The sequence below is a fragment of the [Borrelia] turdi genome, assembly GCF_030439285.2.
GTDB lineage: Bacteria > Spirochaetota > Spirochaetia > Borreliales > Borreliaceae > Borreliella > Borreliella turdi.
This window is the reverse complement of the sequence record NZ_CP124015.1, coordinates 1-19,789: the sequence shown is the minus strand read 5'-3', so window position 1 is coordinate 19,789 and position 19,789 is coordinate 1. Positions and strand designations below refer to the sequence as shown.

The 19,789-nt window shown below is 25.3% G+C and carries 19 protein-coding genes and 2 pseudogenes; 9 read left to right on the top strand and 12 right to left on the bottom strand.

The genetic code is table 11. The features are described 5' to 3' along the window. Window positions 1-156: 156 nt before the first annotated feature. Window positions 157-792, bottom strand: a complete 636-nt coding sequence (ospC, locus tag QIA31_RS00105; protein WP_301393498.1) for an outer surface protein OspC — start codon at window positions 790-792, stop codon at window positions 157-159. Window positions 793-1,037: 245 nt separating this feature from the next. Here ospC and guaA point away from each other — a divergent pair, with 245 nt between their 5' ends. The 3 genes from guaA (at window position 1,038) to QIA31_RS00090 (ending at window position 4,042) form a co-directional block, all read left to right on the top strand. After that, a complete protein-coding gene (gene guaA, locus QIA31_RS00100) occupies window positions 1,038-2,573 on the top strand; it encodes a glutamine-hydrolyzing GMP synthase (RefSeq protein WP_301393496.1) in 1,536 nt (511 codons plus the stop codon). A 24-nt stretch (window positions 2,574-2,597) separates the two neighbouring features. Beyond that, entirely contained in the window at window positions 2,598-3,812 is a 1,215-nt protein-coding gene (gene guaB, locus QIA31_RS00095) for an inosine-5'-monophosphate dehydrogenase (RefSeq protein ID WP_301385182.1), read from the top strand. A gap of 101 nt (window positions 3,813-3,913) precedes the next feature. Next, on the top strand, window positions 3,914-4,042 hold the full coding sequence (locus QIA31_RS00090; RefSeq protein WP_301385181.1) for a hypothetical protein: 129 nt from the start codon (window positions 3,914-3,916) through the stop codon (window positions 4,040-4,042). 102 nt (window positions 4,043-4,144) lie between these two features. On the opposite strand, the gene QIA31_RS00085 is transcribed toward QIA31_RS00090, so the two are convergent. Both QIA31_RS00085 and tnpA read right to left on the bottom strand, forming a co-directional pair. Then, window positions 4,145-5,737, bottom strand: a complete 1,593-nt coding sequence (locus tag QIA31_RS00085) for a peptide ABC transporter substrate-binding protein (protein ID WP_301393546.1) — start codon at window positions 5,735-5,737, stop codon at window positions 4,145-4,147. Window positions 5,738-5,968: 231 nt separating this feature from the next. After that, window positions 5,969-6,255 (bottom strand): annotated as a pseudogene (gene tnpA, locus QIA31_RS00080) (IS200/IS605 family transposase). Window positions 6,256-6,413: 158 nt separating this feature from the next. Here tnpA and QIA31_RS00075 point away from each other — a divergent pair. Further along, a pseudogene (locus QIA31_RS00075) lies at window positions 6,414-7,407 on the top strand (RNA-guided endonuclease InsQ/TnpB family protein). A 1,044-nt stretch (window positions 7,408-8,451) separates the two neighbouring features. Beyond that, entirely contained in the window at window positions 8,452-8,949 is a 498-nt protein-coding gene (locus QIA31_RS00070; protein ID WP_301393537.1) for an oligopeptide permease-like protein, read from the top strand. 270 nt (window positions 8,950-9,219) lie between these two features. Here the strand turns inward: QIA31_RS00070 and QIA31_RS00065 are convergent, their stop codons facing one another. The 5 genes from QIA31_RS00065 to QIA31_RS00045 all read right to left on the bottom strand — a co-directional run bounded on the left by QIA31_RS00065 (window position 9,220) and on the right by QIA31_RS00045 (window position 13,184). Further along, window positions 9,220-9,768 carry a chromosome replication/partitioning protein gene (locus QIA31_RS00065; protein WP_301393534.1) on the bottom strand — a complete coding sequence of 183 codons (549 nt, stop codon included), beginning with the start codon at window positions 9,766-9,768 and terminating at the stop codon, window positions 9,220-9,222. Window positions 9,769-9,835: 67 nt separating this feature from the next. Further along, window positions 9,836-10,597: a ParA family protein gene (locus QIA31_RS00060; RefSeq protein ID WP_301393531.1), complete on the bottom strand. Its 762-nt coding sequence runs from the start codon at window positions 10,595-10,597 to the stop codon at window positions 9,836-9,838. Next, entirely contained in the window at window positions 10,573-11,091 is a 519-nt protein-coding gene (locus tag QIA31_RS00055) for a DUF226 domain-containing protein (protein WP_301393529.1), read from the bottom strand. Before QIA31_RS00055 ends, QIA31_RS00060 begins: the two co-directional genes overlap by 25 nt. Next, window positions 11,081-12,025 carry a plasmid maintenance protein gene (locus tag QIA31_RS00050; RefSeq protein WP_301393527.1) on the bottom strand — a complete coding sequence of 315 codons (945 nt, stop codon included), beginning with the start codon at window positions 12,023-12,025 and terminating at the stop codon, window positions 11,081-11,083. Before QIA31_RS00050 ends, QIA31_RS00055 begins: the two co-directional genes overlap by 11 nt. A gap of 130 nt (window positions 12,026-12,155) precedes the next feature. Beyond that, window positions 12,156-13,184: a hypothetical protein gene (locus tag QIA31_RS00045; protein ID WP_301393525.1), complete on the bottom strand. Its 1,029-nt coding sequence runs from the start codon at window positions 13,182-13,184 to the stop codon at window positions 12,156-12,158. Window positions 13,185-13,327: 143 nt separating this feature from the next. Between QIA31_RS00045 and QIA31_RS00040 the strand changes: the two genes are divergently transcribed. Continuing rightward, complete coding sequence (locus QIA31_RS00040) at window positions 13,328-13,957, top strand: hypothetical protein (protein ID WP_301385198.1); 630 nt, start codon at window positions 13,328-13,330, stop codon at window positions 13,955-13,957. An 18-nt stretch (window positions 13,958-13,975) separates the two neighbouring features. Here QIA31_RS00040 and QIA31_RS00035 read toward each other — a convergent pair whose 3' ends face one another. Genes QIA31_RS00035 through QIA31_RS00025 form a run of 3 tightly spaced genes read right to left on the bottom strand, consistent with a single transcriptional unit; the run spans window position 13,976 to window position 15,758 of the window. Further along, complete coding sequence (locus tag QIA31_RS00035; protein ID WP_301393523.1) at window positions 13,976-15,073, bottom strand: DUF871 domain-containing protein; 1,098 nt, start codon at window positions 15,071-15,073, stop codon at window positions 13,976-13,978. An 11-nt stretch (window positions 15,074-15,084) separates the two neighbouring features. Then, on the bottom strand, window positions 15,085-15,402 hold the full coding sequence (locus tag QIA31_RS00030; RefSeq protein ID WP_151060812.1) for a PTS sugar transporter subunit IIB: 318 nt from the start codon (window positions 15,400-15,402) through the stop codon (window positions 15,085-15,087). Between the two features lie 8 nt (window positions 15,403-15,410). Beyond that, on the bottom strand, window positions 15,411-15,758 hold the full coding sequence (locus QIA31_RS00025) for a PTS sugar transporter subunit IIA (protein ID WP_301385196.1): 348 nt from the start codon (window positions 15,756-15,758) through the stop codon (window positions 15,411-15,413). 219 nt (window positions 15,759-15,977) lie between these two features. Here QIA31_RS00025 and celB point away from each other — a divergent pair, with 219 nt between their 5' ends. The 3 genes from celB to QIA31_RS00010 all read left to right on the top strand — a co-directional run bounded on the left by celB (window position 15,978) and on the right by QIA31_RS00010 (window position 19,479). After that, a complete protein-coding gene (gene celB / locus QIA31_RS00020; RefSeq protein ID WP_301393520.1) occupies window positions 15,978-17,303 on the top strand; it encodes a PTS cellobiose transporter subunit IIC in 1,326 nt (441 codons plus the stop codon). Window positions 17,304-17,588: 285 nt separating this feature from the next. Further along, complete coding sequence (resT, locus tag QIA31_RS00015; protein ID WP_301393518.1) at window positions 17,589-18,938, top strand: telomere resolvase ResT; 1,350 nt, start codon at window positions 17,589-17,591, stop codon at window positions 18,936-18,938. A gap of 91 nt (window positions 18,939-19,029) precedes the next feature. Next, a complete protein-coding gene (locus QIA31_RS00010) occupies window positions 19,030-19,479 on the top strand; it encodes a hypothetical protein (RefSeq protein ID WP_301393517.1) in 450 nt (149 codons plus the stop codon). On the opposite strand, the gene QIA31_RS00005 is transcribed toward QIA31_RS00010, so the two are convergent. Continuing rightward, complete coding sequence (locus QIA31_RS00005; protein ID WP_301393516.1) at window positions 19,463-19,744, bottom strand: acylphosphatase; 282 nt, start codon at window positions 19,742-19,744, stop codon at window positions 19,463-19,465. The two genes, QIA31_RS00010 and QIA31_RS00005, sit on opposite strands and share 17 nt — an antisense overlap. Window positions 19,745-19,789 lie beyond the last annotated feature (45 nt).

The window sequence follows — 19,789 nt, the reverse complement described above, 5'->3', positions numbered from 1 at the left end:
ATCATTTAATCCTTTTTTAAAATGAATTTTAAAAAATTTTTTCAAAAAATTAAAAAATAAAAAGCCAAGAAAGATCTCTTGGCTCTATATTGACTTTATTTTTTCCAGTTACTTTTTTAAAACAAGTTAATCCTATAATATTAATATTGATCTTAATTAAGGTTTTTTCGGACTTTCTGACACAACAGGATTTGTAAGCTCTCCAACTGAATTAGTTAGTGCTTCTTGAGCTGCTTTTGACAAACTTTCCACTGATTTAAATAACTCTTCAAGTTGAGCAGCGCCCTTATCCTTAGCAGAATGTGTTTTTAAAATAGCTTTTTTTGCATTATCATCAGTAGCATCATACTTACCAAGGTCTGTATAATTCTCTTTTAGTTTTTTAGTAAATTTTTCAGAACATTCCTTAGCCTTTTCAACTTCTGATTTTAATTCCCCTGAATCTTTGATCAAGCCATCTAATTTTTTTGTTATTAGAGTTGATATTGCATAAGCTCCTGCTAACAATGATCCGTTTCTATCCGCTTCATTAATCAAGCTATTATTGTTATCTATTTTTTTACCAATAGCTTTATTAGCAATTTCATCTATAGATGAAATCAAGGTCTCAACTTCTTTCACGGCCAGTACAAATGCACCAGAATCTGTAATTTTTTTGCTTACTTCTATAAGATTAGGCCCCTTAACAGATTCATCAACAGAATTGGTAGATACAGAATCCCCCCCTGAATTATTACAAGATATAAATAAAAATAAAGTCATTAATATCGCACTTAATGTATTCTTTTTCATTAATTTGTGCCTCCTTTTTATAAATTATTAGTCCAACAATTTTTCTTTTCAATTTTTTATATAAAAAAATAATTTTTCAAATTGTAATATTTTAAATAATTTTTCAATAAGTAAATTTGAAAAATTATTTAAAATATTACACTCAATTTAAGAAGATTTGGTTGTAATATTGACAGAAACAAAGCTTAATATGCTAAAATTAAATTAAATATGCTTTATTTATTTAGCATTTAAGGACTTTTATAATGAATGTTCATGCAATACTTGTATTAGATTTTGGATCCCAATATAGTCAACTAATTGCAAGAAGAATTAGAGAGATTGGCGTTTATACAAAACTAATACCTTACTTTACTCCTGTAGAAGAAATTAAAAATATGAACATCGCAGGAATCATATTAAGTGGAGGTCCTGCCTCTGTTTACTTAAAAGATGCCCCTACCTTGGACATGGAAATTTTTAATTTAAAAATACCTGTTTTAGGCATATGTTATGGAATGCAATTAATTGTTAAATTATTTGGGGGCCTAGTATCCAAAGACTTTAAACAAGAATATGGAAGCTCTGAGCTCTTTTTAAAAAATGAAAAATCTCTTTTATTTTCAGAACTTCCAAACAAATTTCAAATTATTATGAGTCACGGAGATAGTATTGAAAAACTCCCCAACAATTTCAAACAGTTGGCTTTTACAAAAAGTTGTATTGCTTCTATATCAAATGAAGCTCAAAAAATTTATGGTCTACAATTCCATCCAGAAGTAACTCATTCTGAATTTGGTGATCAAATACTTAAAAATTTTGTTTTTAAAATTTGCAAAGCACAAACTAATTGGTCATTAGAAAGCAGTATAGAAACCATTGTGGAAAAAGTTAAACTTAAAGTAGGCAGTAAAAAGGTTATTTTGGGATTTTCTGGTGGTACAGATTCTTTAGTTTGTGCATTACTTATAAAAAAAGCAATAAAAGAAAATTTAAGCTGCGTTTTTGTAAACACTGGTTTGTTGCGCAAAAATGAAGATAAAAAAATTTTAGACTTAAAGCATCAATATGATTTAAATCTAAAATACATTGATGCTTCTGAAAAATTCTTGAATCATTTGAAAAATATAAGTGACCCTGAAGAAAAAAGAAAAATAATAGGAAAAGAGTTTGTAAATGTTTTTGAAAAAATTACTATAGAAGATCAAAATATAGAATATTTGGCTCAAGGAACAATTTATTCTGATGTAATTGAATCTAAATCAAAAAATAACGCTTCTTCAAAAATTAAATCTCATCACAACGTAGGGGGCCTTCCAGATAAGATGCGTTTAAAACTTTTAGAACCTTTGAATGAATTATTTAAAGATGAAATAATTCAAATCGGAATAAGTTTGGGGGTTAAAAAAGAAACTCTTTACAGACACCCATTTCCAGGCCCAGGACTAGCCATAAGAATAATTGGAGAAGTAACGCAAGAAAAGATAAATATCTTACAAGAAGCAGACAATATTCTCACAGAAGAGCTTTTTGCAAATGATTTATATTTTGAAATAAGACAAGCATTTATTGTATTGCTGCCTGTCAAATCTGTAGGCGTAATGGGAGATCAAAGAACATACGAATATACAGCTGTCATTAGATGTGTAAATACTCAAGACTTCATGACTGCAGAATGGGCTGAACTTCCTTATAATTTTTTAAAAAAAGTTTCTTCAAGAATAATTAATGAAGTTAGGGGTATAAATAGAGTTTGTTATGATATATCTTCTAAGCCTCCAGCAACCATAGAATGGGAATAATAAAAAAATAAAAAGGAACCTTTTATGACAAACAAGATAATAAAAGAAGCTTTAACCTTTGATGATGTATCTTTAATTCCAAGAAAATCCTCTGTACTACCTAGCGAGGTTAGTTTAAAAACACAATTGACAAAAAACATATCCTTAAATATTCCTTTTTTAAGTTCGGCCATGGACACTGTTACAGAAAGCCAAATGGCAATAGCTATTGCCAAAGAAGGAGGAATAGGAATTATACATAAAAATATGTCAATAGAAGCTCAAAAAAAAGAAATAGAAAAAGTAAAAACATACAAAATCCAAAAAGCCATTAACACTAATAAGAATACAAATGAACAAACAACTAAAATACTTGTAGCAAAACAAAATCTAGAAGAACTCAAAATATATAAAAATGCAGAACATAAAGAAGATTTCCCTAATGCTTGCAAAGATTTAAATAGTGGGCTAAGAGTAGGCGCTGCTGTTTCCATTGATATTGATACAATAGAACGAGTTGAAGAGCTTGTAAAAGCACATGTGGATCTACTTGTCATAGACTCTGCTCATGGGCATTCTACAAGAATAATAGAGCTTGTCAAAACAATTAAAAACAAATACCCGGGCTTAGACCTTATTGCTGGCAACATAGTAACTAAAGAAGCTGCATTAGATTTAATAAATGCAGGAGCAGACTGTTTAAAAGTAGGGATAGGTCCAGGTAGTATATGCACAACAAGAATAGTTGCGGGGGTTGGTGTTCCCCAAATAACAGCAATCTGCGATGTTTATGAAGCTTGCAAAAACACAAATATTTGCATTATAGCAGATGGTGGAATCAGGTTTTCAGGAGATGTGGTTAAAGCCATCGCAGCAGGAGCTGATAGCGTAATGATAGGTAATCTCTTTGCGGGGGCAAAAGAATCTCCTTCAGAAGAAATAATTTACAACGGAAAAAAATTCAAAGCCTACGTCGGAATGGGGTCTATTTCTGCTATGGAAAGAGGCTCTAAATCAAGATATTTTCAACTCGAGAACAACGAGCCTAAAAAATTGGTCCCCGAAGGAATTGAGGGCATGGTACCGTATTCTGGAAAATTAAAAGATATTTTGACTCAACTAAAAGGTGGATTAATGTCTGGAATGGGCTATTTAGGAGCAATCACAATATCTGATTTAAAAATCAATTCTAAGTTTGTAAAAATAAGCCATTCTTCATTAAAAGAATCCCATCCTCACGATGTCTTTAAAATCCCATAAAGATGCAAAAATATTTATCAAATAAAATAACTATCCTCTTTAAAATATTAAAAGATTGCATTATTGTTTAAAGAAACAATAATCTTGGTAGGAGAGGAATAATGAAAAACATAATAATGACATCTATTTTTGCAATACTTTTTCTAGCATTAATGCACTCAGCATTTATTCTATTGAAAAATAATAATTCTAAATTAATTAAATTAATAAGAAATGAACTCTTCTTTTAAAGATTCATTTCTTATTTTTGTTTATAGCCACCTAAAAAACTTTAACTATAAAATAGTTAAAATTAAAGATTTATTTTCAAAAAAAATAAAATACAATATAAATTATTTAATTGGCTTTATTTCAGATAAATCAAATCTTTCTGAAATATTTGGCTCCCAACCTTTCCACTTATCGTTTCTAAAAAGATAACTAGAAGAAGTTATATTAATAAATATGGCTGGAAAATCTCTTTCAATTATTATTGTCTCTGCTTTCTTTAGAATTTTTTGTCTTTCAAAAATATCTCTTTCATGATCTGATTTTATTAAAAGTTTATCATATTCAGAATTTGAATATCCGTAAGATGAAAAAGCTGTGTTTTCGGTTTTAAAGATACTTAAAAATGTCATAGGATCAGCATAATCTCCTGACCATCCTGCTCTTATTATTTCATAATTACCATTTACCCTACTATTTATATATGTTGACCATTCTTCATTCTCAAGCTGGACATCAATATTTAAATTTTTCTTCCACTGATTTTGAATAAATTCAGCAATTTTTCTCTGACTATCATTTACATTATACTTTACTTTCAATAAAGGAAAATTTTTACCATTAGGATATCCTGCATCTACCAAAAGCTTTTTTGCCATTTTAGCATCAAATAAGCTTAAATTGCTTTTGTAAGAATAATCAATATAATCTGGAGTTGCTCTTCTTGTAGGAATAGAGCTATCATTAAGAACACTTCCTGTTAAAGTTTTTCTATCAATAGCAAGAGATAGCGCCTTTCTAACGTTAACATTGTCAAGAGGTTTTACTTTGGTATTCAAAGAATAAAAATAGGTTGAATTAGTCCCTATTGAATAATAATCATCTCTAAGCTTAAGATCTTTAAGTAAATCTGGTGGAACATTGTTAAAAATTGCATCTAGCTCATCATTTAAATACATATTATAAGCCGTAATGCTATTATCTGTGATAAAAAATATAATATTGTCAAGAGCAACATCTTTAGATTTGTAATATTTATTGTTCTTTTCAAGAACAACCTTTTCATTTATAACTCTAGATTTTAATTTAAAAGGACCGCTAACAACCATATTTTCAGGATTAGTCCATCTTTCTCCATATTTTTCAATAACATGCACTGGTACAGGAATAAATGTTTGATGTGCTAACATATCAAGAAAATATGGCTTTGGGGATTTGAGCGTTATTTCTAAAGTTTTCTCATCAAGAGCTTTAATTCCAAGATCAGACTCACTAATCTTCCCGTCAAAATACTCTTCTGCATTTTTTATAGCGGACTTAATAATATTAACAGTAGATGAATCGGTCTCTTTGTCTAAAATTCTAAGATAAGATTTTCTTATACCTTCAGCAGTAATGGCAACACCATCGCTCCAAACAAGATTATCCCTTAAATGAAAGGTATAAACCATTCCTTCATCAGAAATGTCCCAGCTTTTAGCAAGTCCTGGCCTGTATCCTCCAGTTTTAGGATCTCCAACTAAAATTCCAAGAAACATTTGGCTTACAATCTTTGATCCAACCGAATCGTTTATCAATTGAGCATCTAAAGTAGCAGGTTCACTTCCAATATTTAGCTTAAACACTAATTTGCGCCCATCATTTTCACTAACACAAGAAATAAATAAAATTGCATTGAAAAATAACACGGCTTTTAACTTTTTTATCAACATTTTCATATCAATCATCCTTACAAGTTTTTATAAATTAAAATTTTGCTTATATTTTTATTATATATGAAATATAGTTTCACGCTGAAATTATTAAAAACGTTTAAACTACTCTCAAAATAAAACATTTATATTGATTCTTAATTAAATAGAATACCTATTATCTTTAAATTTTTAACTAAAAATAACAAAGAATTCTCCAACTGTAATTTCTATGAAATTTAGGTGGCGATAAATTTGCTAATAAATAAATTTATTTTGATTTTTAATATACTTTTTGATGATATCAATAAAAGCTTCTCCAGTAGAGATAAGGCAATAATTTTTAAACCAAAAATAAGGGTCCCAGTAGTATTTATGTAAATAGGCAGAATATTTTTTCTTATGAGCCTTGAAAATACTGTTTTTAGATTATTGATGAATTTAGAGGGTTGAATATTGGGGATAAATTCTAATAATAAATGAATATGATCTTTATCATGCTTGAATTCATTAAGGGTTATTCCCCACAAATAACATAAGTTAATTATTATTTGGTAAAGAGAAAATAAAAGCTTAGTATTTATGCATTTATGTCTGTCTATATTTAGTAATTAATGCTAGATAATAATTAATAGAATATGCACAGTGATTATTAAAAGTTGGCTTATGTGACATATACGATAAATATAAAATAATAGAATATATGGGTACTAATAAAGCTTATAAGCATAGAATATATCCTAACACCAATCAAAAAAAATATTTTTTAAAAGTATTTAGATGTGTAAGATTTTTATATAACAAAATGTTAAGTGATCAAAAAGATTATTATGATAAATAAATAAAGTCTTATTACCTATCCAAGTAAACATAAAGAAGAATTTCCCTTTTTCAAGGAAGTTAATAGTTTAGCTCTTTGTAATACCCAATTTTACTTAAGCTCTGTGTATAATAATTTTTTAGAAAAATTAAAAAGAGAAATAGAATATAAGGATTTCCCAAATATAAAAGTAAGAAAAATAGACAAGCTTTTAGAAGTAATAATCAAAAAAACTCAATAAGAATAGAAAATGATTATACAAAGCTATTTAAAATAGGATTTGTATAATCATGCCTACATAGGCGCATTAAAGATAATTGCCTTATTAAAAATGTAGTAGTAGAAAAAAATACCGATGATAAATATTATATCTCAGTAACAGTTGAGCGCTTCGATACTAAAAAATGAAAATAAACTTAAGAAATATCAAAGAAAACTATCGAAAAAGCAAAAAGGTTTTATTAATAGGTCTAAATCTAGATTAAGAGTTGCTAAGCCACATAAGAAAATCTCAAATAAAAGAAAAGACTTTTTACATAAATTGTCTTATTACTTTATAACTAATTATAAAAACATGGTAATAGAGAACTCATCACTTAAAGGCATGTAAAAAGGAATGTTTGTAAAAAGTATTAATGATTTAGAATTGTATAAGTTTGTAAGATAATTACCATATAAATCAGAATGGTCTAAATTTTATTTGCATAGAGTAGATAGACACTTTCCACTAAGCAAACTATGTGATGGTGGTGGTTGTCGCATTAAAAATACAGCTCTAAAATTAAGTGATACTAGATGGACTTATAGCAATTTTAACACTTTGCATGATAGATATGTAAATACGGCTTTAAATTTTAAGGCTTTTTATTTTAAATAAATAAAAACTAAGTCGGGAACTGCCTAAAGTAAAATTTGTGGACCATGTTCTAGTAGATGCCTATTCTTTTAGTACCCAAAAAGCTATCATTAGATGAAACAAGAAGATATTTCTTTAATCTTTGATTTAGAAATAGCAGTTCGCCTTTTTATAAGGATATATTCAATTATTTTAATGTTAAATTTTTCTAAACCAAAATTCGTATTTTACATTAATATATCCTTTTTTTAAAAAGGATATATTAATCCATAAAAACTAATCTTTTTAATGAAAACTAAAAATCATTAAAATAAACAAAATAATTAATTTTATATTAAGAAGATTATGATCTTTAATTGTTTTCTCGCTAATGATTGTATATGTAATAATTTTGAAATTTTAACTATTTATTTATAGATCTAATTCAATATTATTTTTTTAATAAAAAAAATAATATTGAATTTTAAAAAATTTGAATTAAATTGTAACTTGTAAATTAAATTTCATATTTAACACTTCCTTTGTGACAATAAAAATTCTTTATAAAGAATTTTTAGCTTTTAAAGCACCTTTAAAGGTGCTTTAAAAGCTAAAGTTTTTCCTTTTATTTATTGAAATACTAAATAAAAGTTTTAAACAAAAAATCTTAAAATAAGATCTCTAAGATTATTAACAAATAAGTTAAATTATTTGTTAATAATTAAACTTTATACTACCTCTATCAAAGCTTTATTCTTAATTAAATTATCCGGTACAATAATAATTATTATTAGGTTAAATTTATCTAAACTAATAATAATTAATGTTTAATCTCTTAGATAACTTTGTTTAATTAACAGATAATCAAATTATTTTGATACCAATATTTTAAAAAATGAATTATGTGTAACATAATTAACTGCACAATAAATAGTTTAAAAATAAAGACAAATTTGAAAAATTTATAAACAAAAAAGATATTCATAAAAATAATAATTAATTTATTAAAAATTGTTTGCAATGATCTGACAAAAAATATATTATTATGTTCATTAATCTATAATTTTTTTACCAAAGGAGAGGAATATGGGATTATTCCAAGATCAATTAAAATTTTTAAAATTGTTAGTATTTTTTTTATTAATGTCTTGCACTTCCTTAAATGTTGAACATGATCAATTTGCAAAAACATTTAAAATATACCAAAATTTAAACAAAAATGCAGAACTTAAAGGAATTTTTAATTATAAGACAGGAATAACTAAAATAGTTTTATATACAAGGTTTAGAAATCATAGTATAACAGAACACACTCCTTTATTATTGTCAGATGGAACTAGAATTGAAGGAAAAATAAGCCATAAAAGAGATAATAACCATTTTTTTGGCAATTGGATTAATTATTCTTCATTTGTTTTGTCCAAATTTTTATTAGAAAAGATGATAAAAGAAGAAGATGCTTCTTATAAGAACGATGAAATTAAAATTAAAATTGGATTAGAAGATCTAAGTTTAAAAAAATATAAAATTTTGGATTTCTTAGTAATGGTTGAATCAATTGAAAACAAAGATTATAAAAATTAATTTTTATAATCTTTGTTTATTTTTTATTTCCCGTTTAAAATAAATATTTTACTATAGAATAAAATTGATATAAAAGATACATAGATCCTATTCTAATAATTTTAAAATGACAAAGGCTACCGTAAGGTAGCCAACTTATTATTCTAATCAAACAACAAGAGCGAGACATTGCATCTCAATCTATATAGATTATTATATAGTATTTTATTTTTTTGTAAAGTATTTTTGAAACATTTTTTGTGTGTAACACTAATTAATAAATTCAAAATGTTATTTTTTATTTCTTATTTTGTCATATTTATTTTTAATATTTGTTAGTAATTTTTGATTTTCATAATATAATTCTTTTAACAAGAAATTTACAAAGTTTGTATTTGATTTATAAAAATCAAAACTTTTTTCATCTTCAATTTTTATCTTAAGGAACCTTTTTAAGGTCCTTTTAGGATTAGCAACAATCTCATTATTTTCTAAAATTTGTATAGCATAATGTATCCCTTTTTTTAAAATTAATTCATAATTAATTTTGCCACTATCAATTCCTATTGCTAATTTTATATATCTATAGACAGTAGTTTTTGCCATATTATAATCTTTTATAAAATGATTAAAGCTTTTATATTTGTCTATGACATAATATTTGTTGTCATTAATTTCTTTTAAAATTCGTGCTGTTTCAATTTTATTATAAGATTCCTCTTTTATCAAAATTTTCAGTTTTTCTTTTAATTTTAAATATCTAGATTCTCTATTATTTTTAATTTCATTTCCGTTGAGTTCAATCCTTTTGACAATTTCTATTTTTTTGTTTAATTTCATATTTTATTTTTGCTCCATTGCATACTTTCAAATTAGTTCCATACGGAACTGACAGTTCCGTATGGAACTAATTTGAAAGTATGCATAAAAAAGTTTCAAGTATGCTCTCATATGCTTTATAGTAGTCTTCATTAGTATTAAATTCTTCTCTATAAAAAATAGCCTTACGTAAATTATCTCTTTTAGGAACACTTCCTAAAAACTTTCCTTTATATTCAAATTCAATGAATTTTTTAAGTTCTTTGTCAATGTTTTGTCTTTCAATAAATTTAGTTATTAAATAAAATATTGGCAAATCTTTTCTAAAAAGATCGTGAAGTCTACTTGTTATTAGATCTAGACTTTCAATTGCCCATTGATCTGTTGGTAAAGGTATAATTAAATAGTCTGTGACTATAAGGCTATTATTGAGCAAGCTTCCCAATGTAGGTGCCGTATCCATTATGATAAAGTCATACCTATTTTGAATAAAGCTTAAAAAAATTTTAAGTAAATTTTCCTTTAATGAAATACTTTCTTCATTAAACTTGCTTAAGTTTATATGACTTGCTATAAAATCAGTATTGTTATTTATTTGTATTATTGAATTTTCTATGTCTATTTCTTTTTTAAGAACTTTGTATATATTGATATCCTTTATATTAAGATTTTTTTTTCTTATACTATTAATATAAAAACTTGTACTACTTGCTTGTGGATCCAAGTCTATCAATAATATTTTGTTATTTTTTTTTGAAAGTATGTTTGTGAACATCAATGATGTAGTACTTTTTCCAACTCCACCTTTAATTGAAGCAATTGTAATTATTTTTGATTTTTTTCTATCCAATGTAATATTCCCTTATTACTTTCATATTTCTTGTTGTAAAATTTATGTATTTCCTCTTCGATTTTTAAAGTCCTTTCTAAAAGAGATTTATAAAAAATTTTATTTTTATTTTTAGTTTTGGTAAGTATATATAGACTTCTTAAATAGCAGAAAACACTTCCTTTTTTGAATTTAAATTCCATATAAAACATTTTCTTTAATCTTATGGTCTTTTTTATTCCGTTATCTGAATAATTTATGATAAATGGTTTTGAAAGATTTATGAACCCGTAATAAATCCCTAAGAATTTATCATTTTCTTTTATTGAAAATAAATGAAAGCTTTCATATTTTTTATTGTTAAAGACATTTCTTAAACATAACCAAAATTTCCCTTTTTTTGGTTTTGCTTCAAAATTGTTTATCATACTAAAGATTTTAGTATGATAAACAATTTTGTTTTCTAATTTTTCAATTTTTTTAAAAAAGTTCTTTTTTATTTCTTTATTTTTCATTATATTTCTTTGATTTTGGTTTGTAATTTTTTTTATCATATTTTTGTCTTTTTATTAGATTTTTCATTAATACAATAGCATTTTTTATATTGTTTGATGAATAATTTTGGCTTCGTTCTTCAAAATTTTTTTCCCTTTTGTTTTTATTTTTAAATTCTTTTATTAATTTATTAAAATCTGTATTTTTAAATTTTTTTGCCATAAACCATACTTTTTTTTTCTTTTTTTCTAAGGTTCTTTTAAAGAATTTTATGATTTTTATTTCTTCATATTCATGTAATTCTTCTATAAAATCTTTTAAGTTCCATAATGAATTTTTATAACTTATAATGTTTTCTGTGATTTTTTTTATTTCTTCTAGATTTATTGCTTTCAATTTTTTTTTGATTTCTTTTTCCAAGAAGTCTATGGTTTTTTTTATGTTTTGTTTTTTAAAGAAGTTTCTAGAATTCTTATAATTTTTACTTATATCATCACTTAATAGATGTGAAGTTATTTGATATGAAATTTTATATTTTTGAGATGCTTCTATTATTTTATTTTTTTTTAGTTCTTTGTTTTTTGATTTTTCATGTTTAATTTTTTTATTAATAAAATATGCTGTACTAATAATTTTTTTAGCTAATTTTTCAAGGGTTTTATTTATTGTATAGTAAGTAAAGCTGCCATTATTTTTTCCAAGTGGATTGAAATGACTTTTAATTAATCCTAAATTTTCAAAGATTTTTATGTCATTTTGTATTGTTCTTTTAGTAACCTTTTTAAAACCTTTTCTTTCCAATATAGAATTTGTCATTACTACAACATTGCGTAGAGAATATTTTTTTTTTGATATGAAGTAGTTAGCACTGAGTTTTTGAATGACCCAAAATATTTTTAATCTTCGGTCTACTACTTTATTAAAAGGAATCTTATTGGTTGTTAATTGACACATTTTAAGCCCCTATCGTTTGATCTTTTATTGCATTAAGCATTGCAATTAATAATAATATACTTATTTAAAAAAGTAAAGTTTTATTTGTAAATTTAAAATCAAGTAGGCATAAATTTTAACTTATTGAATCTTACCTATTTGATTGTAAATTTTTTATGCAATGATCCACTTCTTTTAAGAATTTTAGAAGAAGTGGTTTATATATTTCAAATGTAAATTCACCCTTTTCTCCATAAGATTTTAATTTTAAAGTAATATCTTTTTCAATATTTTTTGACAGCTCGATTATTTTTTGTGGACTTAATACTATATTTAATGTTTCTTTTATTGTTTTTGAATCCTTTAAAGTTCTCACGGGAGGTTCAATTTTTAATTTTCTATCATTTTCATCATAAATAGAGTTTAGAAAGCGCAATTGATTAGAGTATAAGCTTAAATTTAAAAAGAGAATATTTAAATTTTCACAAGGGTAATAATTTGCAATAATAAATGTTTCGTAAGCCTCTGAGGGCGTGTTTGATTTTTCAAATAATTTTGGAATTTTCATACTATATATGTAATAATCTTCTGTTTCATTATATTCGGTTTTAAGCTCTGTTTTTTCAATTTCAATTTTTCTATTATCAATACGTTTTTGTAATATATTTTTAGATATTTTAGTTTCTTTATCAAAATCAGTTAAATATCTTAGAATATACTCCTTATTAAATTTTGTGCTATAAGATACATTCCAATTGTCCTGAAGGTCAATATTAATGTATTCTCCTATACTTTTATCGTAAATATAGGTTAATAGATCTCTTGAATTAGTTAGTGAAATACTAATAATGCTTTTATTGAAGCTGGATTTTACCTTGAGCTCTGCTTTATATTCTAAATAATTAATTTTTTCTTCATTTATCAAAATACTTTCAGGATTTATTTGCAATCCTTTTTTTTTGATGTAAATATTAATTTTAAAATTTTCTTTTTCTGTTAAAGGGTTGTATACCCCCATAATAGATATTTTATTGTCATAATTTCTGCTTATTATTGAGTCTTCTTGAAATTTTAGTTTTCCTAATTTATGGCTTGTATCATGCAGGTTGAAATTCCCATTTGGAATGGATTTGCAACTCAAAATTAATAAAAGCAAGGAAATGTTTTTAAGGTACTTCATTTTTTTATTCCTTAAGTGATTTTATATAAATGTAATTCTAGTACAATAATTATATTATTTTTGATTTTAATTATTGAAGAATTTGTTATACTTTTTATGTAAGCTTTTCATTAATTATTAGTATATTTCTTGAGAAATCTTAGATGAAAAAAAAAATAATTTTCTTTTTGCCTTTTTTCTTTTTTTTATTTTCATGTAATATTAGTGCTTCTTCAATTTTTATTAGATCTTTAGATGAAGCAATAAAAATTGAGATTGGTTTATATAAATCGTTAGGAAATGGCAAATTTAAAACTGCTATTCATACTAAGGATTACTTTAATTCTATTAAAGATATTAGTTATTATTCTTATTTTTTTATTTTAGATAGATTTAGTAATAATATTGTAATGAAATTGGTTTTAGGTTCTAAAAAAGCAAGTTTATTAACCTATGATTGTGGTATTTTTTTTGATCATAAATTTAAATTAACAATTTCTAATTTAAATTTAAATGAACCTGAATTTAACGCTATTAGTAGCTTTAATAATAAAATTGCTTTAAAAAATAATATCAATAATAATATTCAAAATGTTGTCACTATTGTTTTTAATTTCAATGATATAAAAGCTATTAATAGAGAATTTGAACTTAAAAATTATATTGATGATCTTAATTCTGCTACAAATGAATTTATATATTTTCTTGATAGTTCTAAAAATTTTTATTTAAAAGAGTCTTACATTTCTATTTATTATTATGTCCTTAAAGCAATTGAAAAATTTTTACAATAAACATTTTTATTAAAATATTTATTTATTTTCTATTATTTTGAATTTTTCCCAAGGTTCTATTTTTTCAAGCAGATATATTTCGTCATTGACTATTTTCCCAACTACGTTTATAAGGCCATTATTTTCGGTATCTTTTAGTGATATTTGAAGTTCACCTGCATAGCCTAAATATTCTGAAGAGTCTATTAAGATGTCTCCTTTTTTGATTTCGTTTGGAGAATGTACAGGAAATTTTTTATTATTGTAGTATACTCTTGGCATAGTTGATCGAATTCTATAAGAATTAATATCTCCTCTATTAAAATGTAAATTTTCAAGGATTATTTCTTTTTCTACTGAAGTTGCTTTTGGATTTAGATCTGCTTTGAGCTCTAAAACATTTCTGTTTACCTTTGATACTTTTTCTAATTCTGTTTCACTTGGAAAACAATTAGAAATTAGAACAGTGTCTATTCCTTCTTTGAAAAGATCTTTTGCTTGGATTTCTATATCTTTAGATCTGTGTGATTCTAGTGTGGGAACACCGTCTGTTTCTTTTCCCCTTGCACATTCTTTTGCACTATTAGAACTAATAAATGCAGCTGTTGGGATTGAATAATGTTTAAATATTTTTGTTGTCTCTTTAAAGAAAGTTCTTGAAAGTCCTGTATATTTATGGGGATAAAAATTATGACATCCAAGTAAATTTTTTATATTGGGCTTAAAATACATTATTGTATCAATATGTTTATTTATATTGCTTATATTAAGTTGAATCTTAAGCTCAGAATCGTTAAAAGTCATTAATGATTCTTCAATGCCTGTAAATGTATTGTCTAATCTAATTGCCCAAGCACCAAGTTTTTTAAAAAAATCTAGTTTTGGACAATTCCTAAGATTTGAAAGGTCGATTTCCAATTCTTTAAAAATTTTAGGACTTACATCAATAATAGGTTTCATTCCATTCTTATTTGCAATGCTGAGTAATTCTTTGAACATGTCAAATTCGTTTCCGTTAATATAGAGCAAAGAGGTAAATACTTGAGTAAATCCAAAATGAGCGCTTTTCTCAAGATATTCAATAATTTTATTTTTAGAGCTTACATTAGGATATATAGATATTCCAATTTCTTTCATTTTAACCTTCTTTAAAAAGAGCTTTTGTTTTTAATTGCATTAATTGCAAGTTGTAATACTTTTTCTCCATTCATTGTTCCATAATCGATTGTGTTAATTATTTCGATTGGAATTCCTTTAGGCTTTGTGATTTCTTCAAGTCTGGTTTTATTAAATCTTGACTGTGGTGCAAGTAAAACAACATCAAAGCCGTCAACAACTTCGCCAAGTCTTGTCTCAGCAATAGCTTCAATTTTTGCATTTATATTGTTTGCTTTGGCATATTTTTCAATTCTTTGTACCAGCATACTTGTGGACATTCCAGCTCCACATACAAGTAGTATGTTCATATTTTCTCCTATTTTTTTATTTCATTTATTATTTTATAAACATTAATTAATTCCTCAAAAATGCTTAATTCTGAAATTGCAGACATTAAATGATCTTCAGCATGAATTAAAATAAAAGGTGTTTTAACAGAGTCTGGATTAATGGCTGATTGTTGTATTATTTTTCTATGTGTTTCATGAGCCTTTGCAATAGAGTTTTTACTTTCTTTTATAGCAAGCTCTGCTTTTTCATAGTCTTTTTTTTTAGCGTATTCTAAAGCTTCTCTTAGAAAGCTTTTAGCTTCGCCAGAGTAGGCTACAACAGGCATACTTATTTTATCTATTAATTCTTCTATGCTGTATATTTTTTTATTCATATGTAAAATATTCTCCCTTTATTTATTAATCGATAATTAATAATGTTTAATAAATCTTATATTATATTATATTATAAGATTTATTTAAAATAAATAATTTTATTTTAAATAAATCTTATAAGGATTTTGTTATAATGGTATTAATTAAATTATGTTAGTGATTAATATTATTAGTCGTTAATTATAATTTTAATTAGTTTTTATTGGAGGATGGTTTTCATGAATTTTCAAAATTTTATCGAAACTAATTTAGTTCCTATTGCTAGTAAAATTGGTTCAAATAGATATTTAATTGCTTTAAGAGATGGTTTTACTTTTTCTATGCCCTTTTTGATAGTTGGTTCTTTTATTTTGCTTTTAGTTAATTTACCCTTTACAGATTCTGGAACATTCTTAAATCAACAGTGGTATGTTGATTTAATGGCTAAATATAAAGGAAATCTTGTCCAGCCATTTTATGTAAGTATGGGAATTATGTCCATATTTGTTGTTTTTGGTATTGGTTATAGCTTATCTAATTATTATAAACTGAGTGGGATTACAGGAGGATTTTTATCTCTTTATACATTTTTAATTTTAGCTGGGCAATCAGATTGGATACCTTATGGGGGGGATGCTGCTAAATGGGGAGTTCAGCCTAATACATGGTTTCCTGTAATTGATGCAAGATATTTTGGTGCCCAAGGAGTATTTACAGCTATTATTTCTGCTATTTTTTCTGTTGAAGTTTATAAATTTTTAGTTCAAAGAAATATGGCAATTAAACTTCCAGAGTCTGTTCCGCCTGCTGTTTTAAAATCTTTTGAAGCTTTAGTTCCCGTGATTGTACTTTCAATTGCAGCGCAAAGTGTTAATATTGCTATTCAAAGTTTATCAGGAAGCCTTTTCCCTGAAATAATTATGAGTATGTTTAGACCTATTTTACAAATTAGCGATACTTTAGTTGGGACTTTGATGATTTGTTTTATTGTTCATATATTATGGTTTTGCGGTCTTCATGGTACCAATGTTATTGTTGCCTTGCTTAATCCCATAATTCTTTCAAATCTTGATTCTAATATTAGGGCTCTTTCTGACAATCTTCCACTTCCTCATATTTTAGCGGGAGGTTTTCTTGATTCGTTTGTATATATTGGTGGTGCTGGTGCAACTTTAGGGCTTGCTATTGCTATGATGCTTAGTAAATCTCAACATTTAAAGGCTATAGGGAAGCTTTCATTTGCTCCTGGTCTTTTTAATATCAATGAGCCCATTATGTTTGGAGCACCAATAGTTTTAAACCCTATACTAGGGATTCCCTTTTTACTCATTCCTATGTTTAATATAATTGTCGCATATACTCTTACTAATTTTGGAATTATTGAAAGAGTCAGAACCCTGACTCCATGGACAACTCCTGCTCCTATTGCGGCTTTTTTATCTACAGGGCTTGATATTAAAGCTTTTGTTCTTGTTTTATTAACATTGATTATTTCGGTCTTTATGTATTTACCCTTTATAAAAGCATATGATAAGGTTCTTCTTTTACAGGAAGAAGAAGAGTAAATTTTTTTTGAATTGCTATTATAGAAATTGTGATAAAAATATCAAAGAGCTATTTATAAATAGCTCTTTTTTAGGTAATAAAATAATTTATTTAAAATTTAAATTTTATTGATTTATGTTTTAAATCAATAAAAAGATTGGCTAGCATGAATAGAGCATCTTTTTGGTGATTTTTATATAGTCTGGTGCAATATTGTATTGATTAACTCAATAAATAGGAGTTTTTTAGAAAATCAAAATTTTCTACTTAGCTAAAAATTTTAAACTTGGTATAATTAAATTAATATGCCTCCAAAAGTGAAGATAAAAAATGATCTTGAAATATTTAGAAAAGAATTAGAAATTCTATATAAGAAATATCTCAATAATGAGCTTTCGTATTTAAAATTGAAAGAAAAAATAAAAATTCTTGCAGAGAATCACAAAGCAATTCTTTTTAGAAAAGATAAATTTACAAATCGTTCAATAATATTAAATCTTTCGAAAACTCGTAAAATAATTAAAGAATATATTAATCTTTCGGTAATTGAAAAGATTAAAAAAAATAATACTTTTTTATTTTTTTGGAAATCCAAAAAAATAAAGGAATTAAAAAATATAGGAATTAAAGATCAGGAAAAAATAAAAGAGTTAATATATTTAAATCAAATTGATAATGAGAAGCCCTATTTTCAATATTTTATAGATTTATTTGTGACTCCGAAATGGCTAAATGATTATGCTCATAAATATAAAATTGAAAAAATTAATAGTTATAGAAAAGAACAGATATTTGTTAAAATTAATTTAAATACCTATATTGAAATAATTAAGCTTTTATTAAATCAAAACCGAGATATTAGATTGAAATTTTATGGAGTTTTAATGGCAATAGGTCGTCGTCCTGTTGAAGTAATGAAGCTTTCTCAATTTTATATCGCAGACAAAAATCATATTCGTATGGAGTTTATTGCAAAAAAGCGGGAAAATAATATGATTAATGAGGTTATTTTTCCAGTTTTTGCGGATCCTGAATTAATTATTAATTCTATAAAAGAAATACGCTATATGGAGCAAACCGAGAATCTTACTAAAGAGTTAATTTCTTCAAATCTTACATACAGTTATAATAGATTGTTTCGTCAAATTTTTAATAATATTTTTGCTCCTGAAGAATCTGTCTATTTTTGCAGAGCTATTTATTGTAAATTTTCTTATCTTGCATTTGCTCCTAAGAATATGGAAATGAATTATTGGATAACGAAAGTTTTAGGTCATGAACCAAACGACATAACAACAGCCTTTCATTATAATCGGTATGTTTTGGATAATTTAGATGATGAGGCAGACAACAATTTATTAAAATTACTTAATCAAAGAATTTATACATATGTTAGACGTAAGGCTACCTATTCTACTCTTACAATGGATCGTTTAGAAAGTTTAATAAAAGAACATCATATACTTGATGATAATTATATTAAAACGTTGATTGTAATTAAAAATTTAATGTTGAAGGATAATTTAGAAACTTTAGCAATGATTAGGGGTTTGAATGTTAAAATTCGCAAATCTTTTAAAGCTACATACGGATACAATTATAACTACATAAAACTTACAGAATACTTATCAATAATTTTTAATTATAAATTATAGTTTTTGCTTTTTTAATTTCAAAGATTGTTAATATATATAGAGAGAGAAAATATTAGGAAATATTTTATTAATAATATATTATATAATTAATATGAAAATAGGGCTTAGTTATTTCTTTAAAAAAATTTTAAAATCTAATAACAATAGGACGATTTATATTTCTTATCTTTATGATAAGTTGGTTTCAGTTAAGCCAGAAGGAGATTGGCTTAAAATTTATTTTAAAGATTCTAAAAGAGGCAAAAAATATTTTATTCTTTTTAATAGGAATGGTTCAAATGGTAGTTTTATTTCATGTAGATTTTTAAAAACAGGTTGTAATTGTGGTCTTGATATTAAATTTTCTGATGGAAATTTGAATATTTTCTGTAGAGATAGGAAGTCTTTAGAATTTTTGAAATTTAAAGTTGAACATTTTTTTAGAGCTGTTGTGTCTTGCTCTAAGAATAGCAATTCTAATGTTGTTGACAATATTAGACTAAGGACTAAAAAAGTTAAGGTACTTGTCAAGCGAGAAGCAAATTCTAATAATAAATCTTAAAGTTATTAAATTGAAAAGGATAGGTTTCGTCTAAAGTTTTTTTTTCAATATTTTCAATATTTGAATACTTATTTCCATTTTTCAATAATTTTTCAAATTTTTTCATTTGTTCGTTAGTATTAAAGAAAGCTACAATTTCTACCCTTCCATCGTTTAGATTTTTTACAAAACCTTTTAGTCTCATATTATTTGCTATTTGCTCTGTGAAAAATCTAAAACCAACACCTTGTACTTTGCCAGAAATAAAATATTGCTGTTTATACATATTACCTTCTTTGTATAAGAATCTATCCAATAGAAAAATTTTAAA